Origin of the sequence: Bacillus velezensis (assembly GCF_001461825.1) — a bacterium.
Lineage (GTDB): Bacteria > Bacillota > Bacilli > Bacillales > Bacillaceae > Bacillus > Bacillus velezensis.
On sequence record NZ_LLZC01000019.1, the window covers coordinates 803897 to 823222 of the forward strand.

The window sequence follows — 19326 nt, forward strand, 5'->3', positions numbered from 1 at the left end:
ACGCTTCCACTCTTCCACCGCCTTTTCTTTTTATCATATCATGAAAAAAGAACGGCGCCTGTTATGCCCGTTCTTTTTCTCCGGAATGATCCTTCACATGAACCGGATCATCGTGGCTCTTCTGTTTTACGAATACATTCTGGCCCGGATAGGCGAACTCCACGCCTTCCTCAGCAAAAATATCAATAATTCGGCGGTTGATATCCTGCCGCACGTCCAGGCTTTCCGCCCAGACGATGGTCTTTGTGTAAAAGTTGAAAAACAGATTATAATAGCTGTCCGCAAACACGTCAAAGTTAACCATAATCGTATCATCATGCACGCCTTCATGTTCACGAAGCATTTCTCTGAGCCTTGTGATGCACCGCTCTAAACGATCAATCGGCGTCGCATAAGAAACACGAACGGAAAACGTGACCTGGCGCTTCGTCATCCTCGTCCAGTTTGTGATGGCTTCCATGGACAGCGTTGAATTGGGCACGGTAACAAGCGCCCCCTGCGCCGTCCGGAACCTTGTGCTTCGGAATGTGATATCTTCAACGCCCCCCGTTACAGATGACGTCTCGACCCAGTCGCCGATCGTAAACGGCTTTTCCGTAATGATGATAATGCCGCCGAAAAAATTGCTGATCGTATCTTTAGCCGCGAGCGCGAAGGCCAATCCGCCAAGTCCGAGTCCGGCCACGAACCCGTTTACATCATAATTGAATTCCTGCGCGATCACACTGACGCTGAGCGCGAGAATGACAAAGCGCAGCACCTTGGATAAAAACGGCGCCAAAATGTCATCCATATCAAGCTCAAAGCGCTGATTGACTTTATGAAATAAAAACGAAGACGCCGATGTCAGATTGCAAAGCCCCCAGGCGATCAGCGCAACGATCAGAGAGCGGTACAATTTTTTGACAATGTCCATCTGCCCGTCTAAAAACGGCGAATACTCAATCGCCAAAAACAGACCCAGCGCCACGAAAAACCATCTGGCCGGCTTGTCAAACGCTACGGCAATCTGTTTGAATATGTCGGTTTTCGGCTTGTTCGCCAATTTGTAAACGAGCTGAAAAAAGTATTTGACAAACAGTTTTCTCAAAACGAGAAAAGCCGCTAAAATTCCGATGCTGATACTGATCTGCGAAATATGGTCAAGCGTAAAAAAGCTCTGAAATTGTGTCATCATGGCATGCTCCTTTGTCTTGTCGAAAATCTATTATACTAAAACATTCGGACATCAGCTTCTTTTAATGTCTTTAGGCAGCCTGAAAAACCCCGGCATCAGAGCACAGCCGGGGTTTTCACACATTCGTTCATCTTTCAGCCAGATACAACAGGGTCAGGCACTATTTCTTCTTTGATTGTGTCTGTTTCAGGAGAGTCGCTTTTTGGATTTCAGCATCGGTTTCGGCCTTAATTCTTTCTTCCACTTTCAATCTCCCTTTTCCCATGATCTCGCCTCCTTTTTGCCATTATAAATCATCACTGCGGATTGTAAACCGAAAAAAGCACTATCTTTATTCCAAAAAAATACTGTTTCGCACATTCACCAGTTTGAATCGCTGTGCATATACGAATCTGATATAATAACAGAAATGCCCATGAGGGGAGCTGACAAGCTTGTATACCATCGCTCATCGCGGCGCATCCGGTTACGCGCCCGAAAATACATTTGCGGCATTTGATATCGCTGCCGAAATGAACGCTGATTTCATTGAGCTTGACGTCCAGCTCACAAAAGACGGCCAGATTGTCGTCATCCATGATGACAAAGTCGACCGGACGACGGACGGCTCCGGTTTTGTAAAAGATTTTACGCTGAAGAAGCTGCAGTCTCTGGACGCCGGCAGCTGGTATGGGGCTGAGTTTAAAGGGGAGCGGATTCCCCTGCTCGAAGAGGTCTTGAAGCGTTATCATTCTAAAATCGGATTTTTAATTGAACTGAAAGGGCACGTTTCTCAAGTCGGTCTTGAAAAAGCAGTCGGCCAGCTGTTAAGCAGGTTTTCCTTTTCCATCCACCCTATCGTTCAATCATTCAGCCTCAAGTCGATTCAGACCTTTCACGACATGTATCCGTCCGTTCCGACTGCAATTATTGCAAGACCCAGCTTCGGGATGTTTTCCAAAAGCCAGCTGGCCGCCTACAAATCAGCCGTACATTATGTCAATATTAAATATACCCGCCTGAATCGGTTCTTGATTTCCACCGCTCACAGACACGGCCTGAAAGTGTTTGCCTGGACGGTCAGAAATCAAAAGACGGCCCAAAAGCTGCAAATGATGGCAGTTGACGGCATTGTAACTGATTTTCCGGATTTTATTTCTAAGGATGGCTGATATGAAACAATACATCGCAATTTTTATCGGAGGCGCGCTTGGCGCTTTGCTCCGCTTTGAAATGAGCGCGCACATTCACAGCGGTTCTTTCCCGGCGGCCACTTTCCTCGAAAACGCGGCGGGAAGCCTTTTACTCGGTCTTATTACGGGTTATTTCATCATTCGGGCTAAACGCCCTCTTTTGACCGCCTTTTTAGGAACCGGTTTTTGCGGAGGTTTCACGACGATGTCAACCTTCGCAAAAGAAACCATTTTTCTGCTGCAATCGTCTCCCGCAGCGGCTTTTTGTTATGCTGCCGCGACATTAATCTCTGGCATTGCCCTTGCATACGCCGGCATTTTCTGGGGACGGCGGATTGCCCTTCACGCAGCGGGAAGGGGGCATGATACGCCATGACGATTGTCCTGATGCTTATCGCAGCGGGTATCGGAGCGGTATTACGGTCTCTGCTGGGTAAAGCAATTTCAGAAAGAACAAAAAGTTTTCCGATTCCGCTTGGAATGGCTGCGGTCAACCTGCTCGGCTCCTTCGGCCTCGGCATGTTCACCGGACTGGGCCTGGATAATCCTTCCGCCGGCATCATCATCGCGACGGGCTTTTTCGGTGCGTTTACGACCTTTTCCACGTTCAGTATTGAAGCCGTGCAGCTGATGATGAACAACCGCATAAAGGAAAGCCTGCTCTACATCGCTGTTTCAGCAGCCGGAAGCCTTTTGGCGTTCTGGTGCGGCTTCATTATCATGTCCATTTAAAAAAACCTTGAGCTTATTTTTCGCTCAAGGTTGCGTTATGAAGCATGACCGTTTCAGGCACGGGCAGCTGGCGGTTTATTGTTCCCTGACCGCCCGGGCGGCCCTGTTCTTCTTTGAGTTCAAGCTGTTTAATAAACCGGCCGTCCATTTCTAATATGAGGGCAGTGTATCCCCCGATTTGTATCGACTCACCCGCACAGATGTCAATATTCCGTTTCAGCACAAGACCGCCGATCGTGTCGACTTCCTCTTCAATCCCTGCGCCGAGAAGATGATTCACCTGATCAATCCGAACCTTTCCGTCCAGCACATAATGGCGTTCGGACAGCTTTTGAATCTGCGGCTGTTCATCCTCATCAAATTCGTCTCTGATATCGCCGACGATTTCTTCAAGGATGTCTTCGGTCGTCACAAGACCGGACGTTCCGCCGTATTCATCAGACAATATCGCCAAATGAATCCGTTCTCTCTGCATTTTTATCAGCAGGTCGTGTATCGGGATCGTCTCGATGACTTCAATCACCGGGCGGACGTAAGACGTGATGGATACTTCCTCTTTTTCATCTTCTGTCATAAACAGCAGATCTGAAAAGAGATGCTTCGTATTGATCATGCCGATGACACTGTCTTTGTCCCCGTCCGTTACGGGCCAGCGCGTATATTTGTCTTTCAGCATCATATCAAGCATTTCCGGCACGTCCATATCAGTGGAAACAGCCGCGATTTCTTTTCTCGGGATCATGATTTCCTTGGCGATCCGATTATCAAAATCAAAAATTTTATTCACAAATGTATATTCAGACGGATTGATTTCTCCGTTTTTTAAACTTTCTGACAGCAGGAACCGCAGCTCTTCTTCAGAGTGGGAGCCTTCATGCTCAGATGCCGGCTTTAATCCGGCCAAACCGGTCAGAATTCTCGCGGAGCCGTTCAGCACCCAAATAAACGGGAACATGAACACGTAAAATAACCGAAGCGGTCCGGCAATCCATAACGTCAGCTTTTCCGCTTTTTGAATCGCAACCGTTTTAGGCGCAAGCTCACCGACGACGACATGTAAAAACGTAATCAGCCCGTACGCCGCAGCAAAAGCAATCACATGCTCAGCTGAATCCGGCAGCCCCATGCCCTGAAACACAGGATGAAGCATCCGCTCAAATGCAGGCTCTCCCAGTACGCCGAGCCCGATGGATGTGAGTGTAATGCCAAGCTGCGAGGCGGATAAATACTCATCAAGATCCGTAATGATACGCTTTGCGAGCACCGCCCGTCTGTTCCCTTCTGAGATGAGCTGATCGATTCTGGATCTTCTCACTCTGACGATCGCAAATTCACTCGCCACGAAAAATGCGGTTAACGCAATGAGCACACCGATTAAAATCAAACTGTCAATATCGTCCATTTCACCTTATCCCGAATTGAAGGATAAGGACGTCACCTCCTGATTTCATCGTTTTTTCTTAAGCGAGAGGAACGAAATGGGTGATTGACTACACAGAGGGCCCCATCCTGCCACCTCCTAAGTCAAAGCATGATTGTCATTTGTATAGTTTATTGTATCACAACTCCATTCTTTCATCATTTTCAGATTTTTTTATCATATAAAAAACAGCCTTCAAAAAGAAGGCTGCCGTTATCTGCTTCGGAAATGATTTTCTAAACAAAGCGCCGTATTAATCCCCCCGAATCCCATGCTTAAGCTTAACGCATGGTGTACGGTATGGATGCTCGGCCCGTCGGTCACCCACTGAAAAGAATCGTCAATCGGCTCCGTTAAGTTTCGGATCGGATGAAGCTTGTTTTCCCGCATTTGCAAGAGAGCAGCAATGATTTCCACCGTTCCGGCCGCACTCAGACCGTGTCCGGTAATCGATTTTGTCGCATTAATCCGCGCGTGCGACAGGCCGCTTTCAGAAAGCGCCCGGCATTCAGTCTTATCACCGATCGGCGAACCGGTGCCGTGCGGGTTGATGTAATCGATCTCTTTTGCTGAAAGACCGGCCCGCTCCAGCGCCTGGCGGATCACCGTCATTTCGCCCTCTGCTGAAGGATTCGGGTTGCGGTTTGCATCGGAAGCCATCCCCCAGCCCTTTAAGCCGGCCCACGAACGCGCGCCCCTCTGTTCGGCAGATTCAGCGCGTTCCAGCACAATCGCCCCGCACGCCTCTCCGAATATAAACCCGTCCGTATGCCGGTCAAACGGGCGGCAGGCGGCTTCAGGCCGTTCAGCGTATGTATCAGTGCCCATCGCTCCCAAAGAACGGAGAGCATGACACTCCATGTACGACAGATCGGCCAGCGCCCCGATCACGATGCACCGGTCAAACAGGCCTCCTTTGATTCCTTGAGCAGCCTGAATAACCGCCGCCTGGCCGCTTGCCGACGCGCCGCCGACCGTAAAGGCCGGCCCTTTTATCCCGAATTGCTCCGTACAAAGCCCCGACAAATCACTATCCATAAAAGAAAGCCCGTATGTCGGATTTACAAATTGCGGCGTTTCACCGTTTTTCTCAAAGACCTGCAGCAATTCGCGCTGCGTCATATTCGAGCCGCCGATGATCAGACCGGTGCGGCTGTGGTCAGCGCCGTCTAATTGAGCGTCATGCCACGCTTCATATAAAGCGATAAGCGCCGTCTTTCCTGATAATGCGGCCCTTCGGTACAAGCGCTTGGACAGCGCGTCCGGCGGCGTTAATTCGCTAAGCTCCGCGCCGATAAACGAACTGCCTTTCTGCCGGCCGGGCCGTTTCATCACATCAAAGGCGTGCCGCCCCTCCATGAGCGCATCGAGAAACGCCTCCTTGCCTTGTCCGACCGCGGTTAAGACTCCGATTCCTGTAATGCTGATGTCTGACGTGCCATTATTTCTCCTCGACATTTGTCCGTTCTCCCATCTTTATGTATTGGAAGCTATGAAGAAAAATCTTGATACAGTGCTTTGAAAATATCGCGCGACTGTCTGATCTGTTCTGAAGGCACGCTGAAAGATAATCGGAAATAGCCGCTTTTTCCAAATCCGCTGCCGGGTACGATCAATAGTTTGTATTTCTGTGCGGCATGCATGCAGAACGCCACCTCGTCTTCAATCGGTGATTTCGGAAAGACGAAAAAGCCTCCTTTCGGCATTTCAAATTCGAAGCCGGCTTCTGTGAGGATGTCCACCATAAGGTCTCTCCGCTTTCTGTAAGGTTCAGCGTCAATCGAAAGATCATCCATTTTCGCCACGGCGCGCTGCATCATGACCGGAGCGTTCACAAAACCGAGCGTCCGGTTGCAGAAAACGAACGCATCCGTCAGAAGATCGCCCTCAGGCATTTGGGCGTCTGCCGCGATATACCCGAGCCTTTCCCCCGCAATGCCGAGATCTTTACTGAACGAACTGACTAAAATCACGCGGTGATACGCCTGAAACGGATTCGCCTGCTCTTCTCCGTAGATCAGCTGGCTGTACGGTTCATCAAATAAAATAAATATGCTTTGGCCGTTCCGCTCTTCGGCTTCTTTTAATAAGGCGCCCAATTCGTTAAGGTTTTTCTGGCTGAGCACAGTCCCCGTCGGATTATGCGGCGTATTAACGATCAGTCCTTTCGTACGGGGGGTGATCGCACCTTTAACCGCTTCAATATCAATCTCAAATGAGTCAGTCAGCGGGCAGATGACGGGTCTGCCGCGGTAATTTTCAACATACGCTTTATATTCCGCAAAATAAGGCGAAAGGAGGATGACTTCTTCCTCCGGGTTTAAAATGCTCTTCAGCGCGACATTCAGCGCCCCGCCGGCTCCGACCGTCATGACTGTATGCCTGGCGGAAATTTCTGTCTGAAACCGCTCTGACAAAAAGCGCGCAACCTTTTCTCTCGCCTCCGGAAGCCCCTGGTTTTGTATGTATCCGTGCCGCCCTGTTTCAGCCGCTTCGCAAAGCGCCTTTTTAAACGTTTCAGGCGGCTCCGCAACCGGATTTCCTATTGAAAAGTCAAACACCTTATCGGCGCCGAACTCTTTTTTCAGCCGCGCGCCTTCATCAAATAGTTTGCGTATCCATGAACCTTTCTCCAGATTCTGTGTCACTTCCCGTGATAAATCGGCCACTGTCATCTGTCCCTTCTGTCTTTTTCTTCCGTTTCTATTTACAATGATTATGAAAGATTTACCTGGCGCAGTCAACGCTTTTTCAGACAGCCCGCCGCGCCGTTTCAGGAGAAAGACGGAAAACAATAAACTTGTGCAAACTCCCCTTCATATATTAAACTATTCTCATAACTATAACGTGATGGTTGGGGAGGGATTTAGATGGGGCTGAGACTTATCGCATCAGTGAATTAGCAGAGCTTGCCGGTGTAACGAAACGCACGGTGGATTACTACACAAACCTCGGGCTTTTAAAGCCTGACAGGTCTTGTTCGAACTATCGTTACTACGATACACTTGCACTTAATCGGTTAAAGTTTATAGTCGCTTGTAAAAAGCAGCGATTGGCCCTGTCTGATATAAAAGATCGACTGGAGAACCAGTTTCCCTCTTCAGCCCTGCCTGACGATATTGGAAATCTGGCATCGGAAATTGATCACATGAATCAAAACATCTCCGTGATCTTGAATCGGTTTGAAAAGCTTGAACCAGAGGAGCGCGCCCAGCTGAAAAAAAGGCTGGCTCCTGAAAAGCTTGCAGTGCTTCAATCATTTATGCTGCTGTTAAGTTAAACCATTATCTTACTAACAGGAGGTGTTACCTTCATCTTCCCAAAAGGAGTGAAGGTTCTAATTGGACATTGTGAATTTGATTTTAGTCGCGGTTTTAATCGCGCTGACGGCATTTTTCGTAGCATCTGAGTTTGCGATAATCAGAATCAGAGGCTCACGGGTTGACCAGCTTATAGCAGAAGGAAATAAAGCCGCAATCGGTGTCAAAAAAGTGACCACGCATTTAGATGAGTATTTATCGGCGTGCCAGCTCGGCATAACATTGACTTCCATCGGTCTTGGTGTCTTAGGCGAATCAACGATTGAACGCTTGCTTCATCCGCTTTTCACAAAGATAAACGTACCAAGCTCATTATCGCATATTATTTCATTTATTCTCGCCTATGCGATCATTACATTCTTACACGTGGTCGTGGGAGAATTGGCGCCGAAAACAGTCGCCATCCAGAAAGCGGAAGCCGTTTCAATGCTGTTTTCGAAACCGCTCATTTGGTTTTACCGCATCATGTTCCCGTTTATCTGGCTTCTGAACAACTCCGCCCGTCTTTTAACGAAGGCGTTCGGTCTGGAGACGGTGTCTGAAAATGAGCTTGCCCACTCTGAAGAAGAGCTGCGCATTATTTTATCGGAAAGCTATAAAAGCGGTGAAATCAACCAGTCTGAATTTAAATATGTGAACAAAATCTTTGAATTTGACGACAGACTTGCAAAAGAAATCATGATTCCGCGTACGGAAATCGTCAGTCTGCCGCATGATATCAAAATCTCTGAAATGATGGACATCATTCAGATTGAAAAATATACCCGGTACCCTGTCGAAGAGGGTGACAAAGATAATATTATCGGCGTTATTAACATTAAAGAAGTGCTGACCGCCTGCATAAGCGGCGAAGTATCAGTCGACTCGCCGATTACCGATTTTGTCAATCCGATCATCCATGTGATTGAGTCGGCACCGATTCACGATCTGCTTGTAAAAATGCAGAAGGAACGGGTTCATATGGCGATTCTGTCGGATGAATACGGCGGAACAGCGGGGCTTGTCACCGTTGAAGACATTATTGAAGAAATCGTCGGGGAAATCCGTGATGAATTTGATATCGATGAAATCAACGAAATCCGTAAACTCGGCGACGGCCATTACATGCTTGACGGCAAGGTCCTGATTGATCAAGTGAACGAACTCCTCGGCATCCATTTAGAAAATGACGAGGTCGACACCATCGGCGGCTGGTTCCTTACCCAGAAATACGACGTCGAACAATACGACTCGATTATCGAAGAAGGCTGTGAATTTATCATTAATGAAATTGACGGCCACCACGTCGCATATATCGAAGTGAAAAAACTGGCGTTTGATGAACTGCTGGAAACCGCCGAACAAAAAGAAGCATAACAAAAAAGCTTGCGCGTCTGATACAGACGGCAAGCTTTTTTTCATTTACAATTGTTCAAGTTTTTTCTCAAGCTCTTTAATTCTGGCATTCAGCTCTTCTGTCATGGCCGCAAGCCTCTCCTTCGGCGCAAGATCGGAAAAGTCCTCCAAAAAAATCGGCTCTCCGATGATAAGCCGCATTTTTCCCTTTTTAAACAGCGCTTTTCCCGTAGACGGCCCTTTATATGCGGCCGGAACGAGCGGCGCTTTTCCCATTTGGGCGATGGTCACGGCCCCTCTTTTCAGCGGGACGTCTTCTGATGTTCTCGTACCGCTCGGAAAAATCCCGACAATCTTCCCTTCCTTCAGAAGCTTAATCGGCGTTTTAATGCTGCTCGGGCCCGGATTTTCACGGTCAACCGGGAACGCGTGAATCTTCTTCAAAAAACGTCCGATCCACTTTTTCTGAAACAGCTCTTTTTTCGCCATATAATGAATCTGATGGGGCAATATCCCGACACCGAGCGTGAGGACGTCCACCCAGCCCGCATGCGTGCACGCGATAACGAATCCTTTATCAGACGGAAGATTCTCTTTATTGTACACTTTCACTCCTCCGCGCAGAGATAGAATGCATTTGATGGCATTTGCACAAAACTTATACATAACGCACTTCCTTTGTTGTAATGATCAAAAGTGTTCTCTCTCTCTATTATAACAATATTTTTTATTACCTGGTACTAATAATTATATTTTTCCTCTGCCGATCTCTATCTTTTATGACGGTTTTTGGGTACTATAGAGAAATGGTGTTTGATGAGGTGAAAATGAATTTAAGCCGTTTGCATGGAACGTGCAACTTTAAACCTTTCTTATGCGTGTATAACATAGAGGGGAGAAAAGGCAGTGACGATCGATGAAATTTACCAAATGTATATGAATGATGTTTACCGGTTCCTGCTCTCCATGACAAAAGACAAGCATCTCGCTGAAGATTTGCTGCAGGAAACCTTTATGAGGGCATACATACACATTCACTCCTACGACCACAGCAAAGTAAAGCCATGGCTTTTTCAAGTGGCGAGAAATGCGTTTATAGATTATGTCAGAAAACATAAAAAGGAAGTGACCATTTCCGATGACTTAATTGGGAGCCTTTTTCAGACGGCTGTTCAAAGCCCGGCTCATCAGATTGAAATCAAGGAAGTGCTGACAGGGTATATGTCCGAACTTCCCGACAATTATCGGGAGGCCTTAACACTGTATTATTTAAAAGAACTGAATTACAAAGAAGCATCCCATATTATGAATATTTCAGAGGCTAATTTTAAAAGTGTTTTATTTCGTGCCAGACAGCGGCTGAAAGCACTTTATAATAGAGGTGTTAATGATGAATGAAGAATTTAAAAAGCGTTTTTACCAATACAAAAATGGAGAAATGAGCGACCGGGAAATGGCCGCCTTTGAAGAAGAGCTGGAAAAGCTGGAAGTCTATCAGGAGTTGATTGAAAGCGAAATGCAGGACGACCGGGAATGGGACGTCGGCATCAGCCCGGAAAAACAGAAGGCCATTTTATCATACGGAAAACGCAAATCGTATTTGCGGATTTCAGTTCTCGCCGTCATCTCCACTTTGATGATTTTGCCGCTTTGCACTTTGGGAAGCTACCTCTATTACGGTCTGGGAGGAAAGGAAAGCACCGGCAATCAATTAATGGAGACCGCGGCAGTGACGGTGGCGACCACAATGCCGAACGTCCTCGTCGATACCTCCGGACTGAAAAGCCAGGTGAAGCTGTTTGGAATGAATACGGAATTTCCGCTGCAAAAGCAGATCGGCACAAAAACGAAATCCGTCGGCGGAGAACGGATTGAAATGTTTTTAGATACGGTCAAATCGCCTGCCGTTAACTACTATGATCTAGACGCGGCACAGGCAAAGCATTATTTCGCCCATCCTTCCGGCTTAAAGGAACGCACGATTGAAAAAGCCGGTCAGACATTAAAAAAATTGCCTGAAGGAAGCGTGGCGGAGGTCTATCTTTCTTATGACCGGGCCTACCCTTCTTCTCAAGTATATTCAACTTTTAAAAAATACGATGTGAAGTTTTTATGGAATGCGGTCGAAACGGAGAAAAATCTGAAAGACAGTCCTTATGCCGAGCCGTTAGGATTTCCCGGGAAAGATTCTAAGATGGTGTCCTCTTTCGAAACGCAAGGACAGACAGACCGTGAACAATTTATCAATGCCCTTGAATTTATGTCCCGCCATAAAAAATGGGCGCATGCAATATCGAAACGAAAAGACATGAATCTTGGCAGCCGAATCGACTATGTTGAACATCACGGAATGAACGTATACGGCTCTGTCGTGACGGGGCCGACAAAAGAAATCGAACGTCTGCTGAAAAACAAAACAGTAAAAGCAGCAAACATCGGTGAGGTGGAATTATGGAATTGGTAAGAATTTTTAAAGAGCATAATGTTTTCGGCTGGATATCAGTCGGTACCGCGATTTTGTCGCTGCTGCTTTTGAACGTGGCAATCATCAGCAATGTGACTTTCTATTCTTATCAGATGCTGCCGTTTGCGATGGCCGCCGTGCCGTTCGGCATCATTGAGCTGTTTATTAAAAAAGGACGGACGGGCCCGGGACTGCTCGGTGTCATTCTCAATCTGTTCGTCATTGTCTGTGTATATACGATCGTTGCGGTTGATACGAATCTGCAATTCGGTTTTTAAACATAAAAACAGGCCCTTTTACGGGGGCCTGTTTTTTTAAAATGAAAGAACGCCGATTAAATGCAGCAATACGACGATGATAGCCAGCGGCACGAGATATTTCAGAAGGAAATACCACACCTGAAAGAAACGATAGCCGATGGCGGAACCGCTTTTCATCTCGGCAAACAGCTCCTGCTTCGGTATTTTCAGCGGGACGAAGATTGATATTAATAAAGCGCCGAGCGGAATCAGCACATTGCTGACGGTGAAATCCGCAAGATCAAAAAACGTTTTTCCGAACAAATGAACATCACCGAGAACACCGTATGATAAACAGGACGGAATTCCGACTAAGAAAATGAGCAGACCGCTTGTCCACGACAGCTTCTTTCTTTTCGTTTCATCACCTTTCCCCACAGTCGCCACGATAATTTCCACCATCGAAAAGGCCGAAGTCAGCGCGGCGAAGAAAAAGACCGCCAGAAAGCTGATAAAAAACAGCGAGCCGAACGGCAGCCGGTCAAACACAGCCGGCAGCACGGTAAACAGCAGTGTAGGCCCTTCATCCGGTTTAAAGCCGAACGAAAAAACCGCCGGGAAAATGGCCAGTCCCGCAAACAGCGTAACGAGTACATTCATCATAACAATGGAACCCGCCGAACCCGGAAGATTTTGGGTTTTCGGCAGATACGAACTGTATGTCACCATGACCGAAACACCGAGCGTTAATGTAAAAAACGCCTGTCCTAAAGCATATAGGATGGATTCCGGCGTCAAATCTTCAAAGTGCGGAACCAATAAAAATTTAATCCCCTCAACGGCATGATCGAGCGTGACTGATCGCAGCACAAGCAATAGAAACAGCACAAATAAAATCGGCATCAGCACCGCACTGACACGTTCAATCCCTTTCTGCACGCCTTTTGCGACGACCGCTACCGTCATGATCATAAATACAAGCTGCGCAACGAGAGTCTGGATCGGATTTTCAATGACTGTCCCGAACACCGTGCCGTACTGCTCCTGAGTGAGCCCGGATAAAGAACCGGTAACGGCTTTTAACACATAAAGCAAAATCCACCCGCCGACAACACTGTAAAAAGACAAAACTAAAAAACAGGCCGCCACACCCACATAACCCGTGAGGTGCCATACCGACTTCGGCGCGGCTTGTTTGTAGGCATCAATCGCATTTGTCTGGCTCCGTCTTCCGAAAATAAATTCACCGAGCAAAAGCGGATAGCCTAAAAGCACGGTAAAGAGAACGAAAACAAGAAAAAAAGCGCCTCCTCCGTTCGTACCCGCTACGTAAGGGAACTTCCAAATGGCTCCCAGGCCGATCGCCGAACCGGCAGCGGCCATAATAAATCCTATTTTTGAGGCCCATTGAACCCTTTTTTGGTCAGACACGACTTTCCACTTCCCTTCCGCCCTATATTATCCCTTATTCACTGCGATAACTTAAGCCCATTTCAATATGTTTCATTATTCCGAAAAATAAAAAGGAGCGGCGGGTGCCGCTCCTTACAAATCCCCGTTTAATTTCGAATGCTTTCTCGAATATAAGAAATAAATCACCAGACCGATGATCAGCCAGATAAAGAAACGGAATATGGTGGTGGCGCCGAGGTTAATAATCAAAAACACGCAGAACAGAATGGACAATATCGGAATAAAGGGAACCCCCGGACATTTAAAAGCCCTCGGCAGATCAGGCTGTTTCTTTCTCAATACGATAACCGCCACTGAAATCAGGACAAACGCGGCAAGCGTGCCGATGTTCACCAGCTTCGCCAGTTCATCAAGCGGGACGAGCGAACCGAGTAATGCTGACAGGATGCCGAACACCCACGTCACCACGTGCGGCGTTTTATGCTTCGGATGGACTTTTGAAAGCGCCCCCGGCACTAAACCGTCACGGGACATGGCAAACATCACCCTCGTCTGGCCGTACAGCATGACGAGCATCACCGTTGTCATTCCCAACACTGCGCCGATATCAATAATCCCGGCCACCCAATTCTGTCCTGCCATCTGCAGGACGAGAGACACGGGATGGTCAACGCCTTCAAAGCGGGCAAACGGAACGACGCCCGTCATAATCGCCGATACGGTCACATACAGCACAGTGCAGACGATTAATGAAAAGATAATTCCTTTCGGCAGATCCTTTGCTGGATTTTTCGTTTCTTCAGCGGCGGAAGAGACGGCGTCAAAACCGATAAAAGAGAAGAAAACGAGCGCCGCGGCACTGAAAACACCGCCGAACCCCATCGGTATAAACGGCTGCCAGTTGTGAGGTTTGACATATACGGCCGCAACGGCGATAAACAATAGAACAACCAGAACCTTCAAAATGACCATAATATTATTGACCCGCTTCGATTCCCTAATGCCTAAGTAGAGGAGGAATGTAATCGCAAGCACGATAACAAATGCGGGGAGATTAAAGAATGTGACCGTGCCTTTTATTGACCCCGGCGCGGCCGTTAATGCGGTCGGAAGATGAATGCCGAAGCCCGCCAAGAATGATTGAAAATAGCCGGACCATCCGACCGAAACCGCGCTGACGGCGAGCATATATTCCAAGATTAAATCCCATCCGATAATAAACGCGAGAAGTTCACCCAGTGTCGCATAAGTAAACGTGTAGACGGAACCGGAAACCGGGACGCTTGAAGCAAATTCGGCATATGACAGAGCCGCAAATAAACACGCAAGAGCGGCGATGACAAATGAAACGGTCAGCCCCGGCCCCGCCGTGACAGCGCCTGTTCCGGTTAATACAAAAATCCCCGTTCCGATGATGGCCCCTATCCCCAGAAGGGTCAAATCAAAGGCCCCTAACTCTCTTTTTAGCGACTTTTCCCCGCCCGTTGCGGCAAGCAGGTCCTGAATGCTTTTCTTTCTGAATACGCTCCCCTTCATCTGCTTCACTCCTTGTAAACCAATATATGTTAGAATATTCAGATAACAATAGCAATAATGACTAAATTCTTATTTTTCGCATGAAATGTTTCAGCACATCATTCCTTTCTCCTACATCATATTATAGCGAAAAATATAAAAATGAAAATAACTTTTTTGAAAATTCTATATATTATTTTTAGTTTTCATGAAACAGAACTCAGCGGATTTTCCACTGTGAAATATTAACATTAGTGATTCAGCTAGCGACTTTTATTTTTTTTAAAATCGTATTCATATGTACGTTCAAATAAAAATCCCGCCCTTTTTAAAAGCGCGGGATAAGACTTGCGTATTATGTTGAAATAAATCTGCCGCCATTTACGTGAATGGTTTGCCCCGTCATATAGGAAGATTCGTCTGAAGCCAGAAGCACGTAAGCTCCGGCGTGTTCCGCAGGCTGTCCCGGTCTTCCCATCGGAGTGTCCAGACCATGCTTTTCCACCTTTTCTTCAGTAAACGTTGCCGGAATCAGGGCGGTCCAGATCGGGCCAGGGGCCACCGCATTTACTCTGATCCCCTGATCGGCCAATGACATCGCCATTGAACGAGTAAAGGAAACGATGCCGCCTTTCGTGCACGAATAGTCGATCAATGATGTGTCTCCCTGATAAGCGGTAATCGACGTTGTATTAATGATGGCGCTCCCTCTTTTGAGATGAGGCAGCACGGCTTTTGTCATATGAAACATGGAAAACATGTTTGTACGGAATGTCTTCTCCAGCTGTTCAGCTGTAATATCAAGAATCCCGTTTTGCGGATGCTGCTCAGCCGCATTATTAACGAGAATATCTATTTTTCCGTAGTGATCTAAGACTTGCCGGACCGCCTTCTGACAATGCGCCTCATCACCGACGTCCCCCGGAATTAACAGGCATTCGGCCTGGTATTCTTCCGCACGCTTTTTCGTTCTCTCGGCATCGGCATGTTCGTCTAGGTACAGGATGGCAAGATCCGCCCCTTCCTTCGCGTAAGCGATCGCAGCCGCTGCGCCGATGCCGCTGTCTCCGCCCGTGATGACGGCGACTTTTCCTTTTAATCTGCCCGACCCTTTTACATCCGGGTCCTCCAAGAGCGGCTTCGGCTCCATGTCTGACTCAATGCCGGGCTGGCGGTTTTGCACCTGCGGCTTTTGTCCTTCCGTCTGTCTGTCCATCGGATTCATATTCTCACACTCCTGCAATTGGTATTACTGAGACGATACCACGCAGTGCTGAGAGTTAAACGGACAAATATGCCGGTATTAAAGCTGCTGAGCCGTTTCGGGAAAAGCGCCGGTGTATTTCGCAGACGGCCTGTAAATCATGTTGTCAGCGGACTGTTCAAGCACGTGTGCGCACCAGCCTGCCATTCTGCTTGCTGAAAAGGTCGGCGTAAATAAATCATTGTCGACATCAATGGCCTGCATCACAGCCGCTGCGTAAAACTCCACATTCGTATACAGCTTCCGTCCGGGCTTATATTGCTCTAACAAGCGGATGGCTTCCTTCTCCACATAAAGCGCCAAGTCAAGCGACGGATCATTTCCCGCCACTTCTTCAGCCTTTATGCGCAGCGCTTCCGCCCGCGGGTCTTTTGTTTTGTACACCCTGTGCCCGAAGCCCATCAGGCGTTCTCCCCTCATAAGCTTCGCTGTCAAATACGCTTCTGCATTTTCTTTTTCCTCGATGTCTTCAAGCATTTTCGTGACGCCTGAAGGCGCGCCTCCGTGCAGCGGCCCTTTCATCGTACCCAGTGCGGCAGTGACGGCAGACACTAAGTCCGATTCAGTCGAAACGGTGACTCTCGCTGAAAAAGTCGATGCATTCATCCCGTGCTCCATCGCCAGAATCATATACGTCTCAAGCGCTTTCTTTTGGGCTGCGGACGGCTGCCTGCCTGTCAGCATATACAAATAGTTTTCAACGTGTCCGTATCGCGCCTCAGGTGACAACGCTTCCTTCCCTTGCTTACGGCGGTATCTGTACGCAATAATCGTCGGTGTGACGGCAATCAGTTTAATCGCTTCTTCCGGCTTGGGCGGATATGTAAATGAATCTGTGCCCAAACCTGAAACAGCCGTTCTCAGCACCGCCATGTCGTCCATTTCATCCGGAAGCGTTTCCAGTAAGTCGATCAAATGTTTCGGAAGCCCGCGCTCGGCTGCAAGTTCTTCCTGAAACGCAAGCAATTGCCGCTCATCAGGAAGCGCCCCGTTCAAAATGAGATACGCCGCTTCTTCAAAACTGGATTGCAGCGCGATATCCTTCGCATCATAGCCGCGATATATTAAATGCCCCTTTTCTCCGTCAATGTGGCTGATAGCCGTTTCTGCACAAGTAATCCCTTTCAATCCACGATAAATCAATTTCATTCCCCCTTATCCTCTTTCTGTTATTATAGTAAATATAATATTTAAAAAATAATGAATATTTTTAAGGGAATTAATTAAAACTTTTAATCAGAGGAGTGCATCTATGGATTTTAAATGGCTTCACACCTTCGTCACTGCGGCAAAATATGAGAATTTCAGAAAAACGGCAGAAACGCTTTTTTTATCTCAGCCGACCGTCACCGTTCATATAAAATTATTAGAGAAAGAAATCAGCTGCAAGCTGTTTCAGCGAAGCGGCCGGAAAATACAATTGACGGAAGAAGGAAAAGCATACGTGCCGTTTGCCATGAGGCTTTTGGAAGACTATGAAAACAGCATGGCGGAGCTGCACAGGGTGCGCCAGGGCTACTCGCACACACTGACACTCGCTGTTTCGCCGCTTATCGCCGACACCGTTCTCCCGTCTGTCATGAAGCGTTATACAGAGGACAATAAAGAAACCGAAATGACGGTCACCATTTTCGAATCGGAAGAAATCGCCTCTCAAATCAGAAACGGCTCAGCCGATATCGGACTGAGCTGCTTAAAGGTGCAATCATCTTCCCTCACTTGCCGCCCCCTGTACAATGACCCCGTTGTCCTCGTCGCGCCGCCCGGCCGAAAACCCGGGACAGGGAAGGCGGATGAAGTGAAAGACCTGTTCGGACAATATCTGCTTTTGACCCATAACCACCCTGACTATTGGGATGATTTGCTCCGCCAGGTCAGAATACAGTTCCCTTTCGTCAGGACAATGAAGGTGACACAGACGCATATTACGAAACGATTTATTAAAGAGGGGCTGGGTGTCTCATTTCTGCCGCTGTCAGCGGTACGGGCCGAGCTCGCCGCAGGCAGCATGATTGAAATTCCGTGCGAATTCGCCCAGATGCCGAGCGCGGGCGCGTACGCCATCGCCCTCTATGAAAATGAAAAAAAGAAAACCTTTTTAGATTTTTTATCACATTTTCATTTTTAGGTGAAACAAATGGAGCTCTGTCCCGTCTAAATAAAAAACCCGTTCTGATGAACGGGTTTCTATCGCTGCTAGAATCTTTTCGCGCCAAGGTAGCGAGGTTTCCAGTAGCTGTTATTCAGATCACTTGTTGTGACGCCGTCAGAACCGGCATGGATGAACTTGTTGTTTCCGATGTACACACCCATGTGTGAAGGGCCGGCCTGATATGTTGTAAAGAAGACGAAGTCTCCTCTTGACGGGCTGGACACGCTCTTCATTGAGCTCCAGTATCCCGCAGTGCTTGTTCTGCCGACACTCGTCTGTTTGTTTAACAGGTACCAGATAAATCCGCTGCAGTCAAAGCCGGAAGTCGTTGTTCCGCCCCATACATACGGCGTGCCGATTAAAGATTGCGCATCAGAAATCAGCTTGTTTACATTCAGGCTCGTCTGTGCAGCATTATGGCTGGATGAAGGCTGCTTTGATGACGAAGATCCTGAAGACGTTGAACCGGAAGTTGATCCCTTTACTTTAAGAACTTGTCCGATGCGGATCAGGTCCGTTTTTAAACCGTTTAAACTTTTTAATTGGTTTACCGTCATTTTATATTTATTCGCAATTTTCCAAAGGCTGTCGCCTTTTACGACTTTATATGTAGACGATGATGACTTGCTGCCCGAATTTGAACCTGAAGATGATTTACCGTTGATCGAAAGCGTCTGGCCGATGTAAATGATATCCGATTTTAATTTGTTCTCAGATTTAATGGAATTAATTGACGTTCCGTACCGATTTGAAAGTCCCCATAATGTATCGCCTTTTTTTACCTTAATCGTTTGCGCAGATGCCGCGCCCGCAAACAAAGTCGTCCCCAAAACCACTGCCGTTGTTGCTGTAACAAGTTGCTTTTTCATGTTTTCCTCCCCGAATGATTCTATCTATTTTATGTGTCTCTTTTTTAAAGTTTTTATCTGTTTCCTATTATAAGGTTCAATTTCCACTAGAAATAGACTTGACTTCCCGTGACAAATTTCTTACTAATTCGTTTTTAAAAAAAGTTTTTAAGGGTATTAAATATTTCAATTTGATTTCAAACGTGACGAAAAATGAGTCAATTTGTCATGTTTTTTTCCTGTGATCCTCGTATTTTGGAAAAACAAAGCAGTTT

The 19326-nt window shown here is 47.3% G+C and carries 20 protein-coding genes; 9 read left to right on the forward strand and 11 right to left on the reverse strand.

The genetic code is table 11. From position 1 onward, the window contains the following. Nucleotides 1–61: 61 nt before the first annotated feature. Together AR442_RS14580 and AR442_RS20360 are read right to left on the reverse strand one after the other, a co-directional pair. Nucleotides 62–1177: a mechanosensitive ion channel family protein gene (locus AR442_RS14580; protein ID WP_014417305.1), complete on the reverse strand. Its 1116-nt coding sequence runs from the start codon at nucleotides 1175–1177 to the stop codon at nucleotides 62–64. 160 nt (nucleotides 1178–1337) lie between these two features. Beyond that, nucleotides 1338–1442, reverse strand: coding sequence for a YhdX family protein (locus tag AR442_RS20360; protein WP_003155299.1), 105 nt, complete (start codon nucleotides 1440–1442; stop codon nucleotides 1338–1340). Nucleotides 1443–1611: 169 nt separating this feature from the next. Here AR442_RS20360 and AR442_RS14585 point away from each other — a divergent pair, with 169 nt between their 5' ends. The 3 genes from AR442_RS14585 to crcB are packed head-to-tail and all read left to right on the forward strand — an operon-like array spanning nucleotide 1612 to nucleotide 3081. Next, the gene (locus AR442_RS14585) at nucleotides 1612–2328 is read left to right on the forward strand and encodes a glycerophosphodiester phosphodiesterase (protein WP_014417304.1); all 717 of its coding nucleotides are present in this window, start codon (nucleotides 1612–1614) and stop codon (nucleotides 2326–2328) included. 1 nt (nucleotide 2329) lies between these two features. Further along, the gene (locus AR442_RS14590) at nucleotides 2330–2725 is read left to right on the forward strand and encodes a fluoride efflux transporter FluC (protein ID WP_014417303.1); all 396 of its coding nucleotides are present in this window, start codon (nucleotides 2330–2332) and stop codon (nucleotides 2723–2725) included. Then, nucleotides 2722–3081 (forward strand): fluoride efflux transporter CrcB, encoded by a 360-nt coding sequence (gene crcB, locus AR442_RS14595; RefSeq protein WP_014417302.1) that lies wholly within the window; start codon nucleotides 2722–2724, stop codon nucleotides 3079–3081. Before AR442_RS14590 ends, crcB begins: the two co-directional genes overlap by 4 nt. Nucleotides 3082–3094: 13 nt before the next feature. On the opposite strand, the gene AR442_RS14600 is transcribed toward crcB, so the two are convergent. The 3 genes from AR442_RS14600 to AR442_RS14610 form a co-directional block, all read right to left on the reverse strand. Next, nucleotides 3095–4483 carry a hemolysin family protein gene (locus AR442_RS14600; protein ID WP_014417301.1) on the reverse strand — a complete coding sequence of 463 codons (1389 nt, stop codon included), beginning with the start codon at nucleotides 4481–4483 and terminating at the stop codon, nucleotides 3095–3097. Between the two features lie 231 nt (nucleotides 4484–4714). Then, the gene (locus AR442_RS14605) at nucleotides 4715–5959 is read right to left on the reverse strand and encodes a beta-ketoacyl synthase N-terminal-like domain-containing protein (RefSeq protein WP_014417300.1); all 1245 of its coding nucleotides are present in this window, start codon (nucleotides 5957–5959) and stop codon (nucleotides 4715–4717) included. A 32-nt stretch (nucleotides 5960–5991) separates the two neighbouring features. Continuing rightward, entirely contained in the window at nucleotides 5992–7176 is a 1185-nt protein-coding gene (locus AR442_RS14610) for a pyridoxal phosphate-dependent aminotransferase (RefSeq protein ID WP_014417299.1), read from the reverse strand. A 179-nt stretch (nucleotides 7177–7355) separates the two neighbouring features. Between AR442_RS14610 and AR442_RS14615 the strand changes: the two genes are divergently transcribed. Both AR442_RS14615 and AR442_RS14620 read left to right on the forward strand, forming a co-directional pair. Beyond that, a complete protein-coding gene (locus AR442_RS14615; protein ID WP_007409263.1) occupies nucleotides 7356–7781 on the forward strand; it encodes a Cu(I)-responsive transcriptional regulator in 426 nt (141 codons plus the stop codon). Between the two features lie 61 nt (nucleotides 7782–7842). Continuing rightward, nucleotides 7843–9177, forward strand: coding sequence for a hemolysin family protein (locus AR442_RS14620; protein ID WP_007409264.1), 1335 nt, complete (start codon nucleotides 7843–7845; stop codon nucleotides 9175–9177). 45 nt (nucleotides 9178–9222) lie between these two features. On the opposite strand, the gene AR442_RS14625 is transcribed toward AR442_RS14620, so the two are convergent. Then, nucleotides 9223–9822 (reverse strand): lysophospholipid acyltransferase family protein, encoded by a 600-nt coding sequence (locus AR442_RS14625; RefSeq protein ID WP_007409265.1) that lies wholly within the window; start codon nucleotides 9820–9822, stop codon nucleotides 9223–9225. Nucleotides 9823–10062: 240 nt separating this feature from the next. Between AR442_RS14625 and sigM the strand changes: the two genes are divergently transcribed. From sigM to AR442_RS14640, 3 genes are read left to right on the forward strand one after another with little or no spacing between them, the layout of a single operon-like run. Further along, the gene (gene sigM / locus AR442_RS14630; protein WP_003155312.1) at nucleotides 10063–10554 is read left to right on the forward strand and encodes an RNA polymerase sigma factor SigM; all 492 of its coding nucleotides are present in this window, start codon (nucleotides 10063–10065) and stop codon (nucleotides 10552–10554) included. Beyond that, nucleotides 10544–11620 carry an anti-sigma factor gene (locus AR442_RS14635; RefSeq protein ID WP_087920756.1) on the forward strand — a complete coding sequence of 359 codons (1077 nt, stop codon included), beginning with the start codon at nucleotides 10544–10546 and terminating at the stop codon, nucleotides 11618–11620. The genes sigM and AR442_RS14635 overlap by 11 nt, the downstream gene beginning before the upstream one ends. Then, the gene (locus AR442_RS14640) at nucleotides 11608–11898 is read left to right on the forward strand and encodes an anti-sigma-M factor (RefSeq protein ID WP_003155315.1); all 291 of its coding nucleotides are present in this window, start codon (nucleotides 11608–11610) and stop codon (nucleotides 11896–11898) included. Before AR442_RS14635 ends, AR442_RS14640 begins: the two co-directional genes overlap by 13 nt. 36 nt (nucleotides 11899–11934) lie before the next feature. On the opposite strand, the gene AR442_RS14645 is transcribed toward AR442_RS14640, so the two are convergent. The 4 genes from AR442_RS14645 to AR442_RS14660 all read right to left on the reverse strand — a co-directional run bounded on the left by AR442_RS14645 (nucleotide 11935) and on the right by AR442_RS14660 (nucleotide 17194). After that, on the reverse strand, nucleotides 11935–13290 hold the full coding sequence (locus tag AR442_RS14645; protein WP_014417298.1) for a sodium-dependent transporter: 1356 nt from the start codon (nucleotides 13288–13290) through the stop codon (nucleotides 11935–11937). A gap of 114 nt (nucleotides 13291–13404) precedes the next feature. Continuing rightward, nucleotides 13405–14808 (reverse strand): branched-chain amino acid transporter BcaP, encoded by a 1404-nt coding sequence (gene bcaP / locus AR442_RS14650; RefSeq protein ID WP_014417297.1) that lies wholly within the window; start codon nucleotides 14806–14808, stop codon nucleotides 13405–13407. 334 nt (nucleotides 14809–15142) lie between these two features. Next, complete coding sequence (locus AR442_RS14655) at nucleotides 15143–16012, reverse strand: SDR family oxidoreductase (protein ID WP_014417296.1); 870 nt, start codon at nucleotides 16010–16012, stop codon at nucleotides 15143–15145. A 78-nt stretch (nucleotides 16013–16090) separates the two neighbouring features. Next, entirely contained in the window at nucleotides 16091–17194 is a 1104-nt protein-coding gene (locus AR442_RS14660; RefSeq protein WP_032863841.1) for a citrate synthase/methylcitrate synthase, read from the reverse strand. Between the two features lie 109 nt (nucleotides 17195–17303). On the opposite strand from AR442_RS14660, the gene AR442_RS14665 reads away from it, so the two are divergent. Continuing rightward, a complete protein-coding gene (locus AR442_RS14665) occupies nucleotides 17304–18179 on the forward strand; it encodes a transcriptional regulator CitR (RefSeq protein WP_007409271.1) in 876 nt (291 codons plus the stop codon). A 68-nt stretch (nucleotides 18180–18247) separates the two neighbouring features. On the opposite strand, the gene AR442_RS14670 is transcribed toward AR442_RS14665, so the two are convergent. Next, entirely contained in the window at nucleotides 18248–19072 is an 825-nt protein-coding gene (locus AR442_RS14670; RefSeq protein WP_014417294.1) for a C40 family peptidase, read from the reverse strand. Nucleotides 19073–19326: the final 254 nt, after the last annotated feature.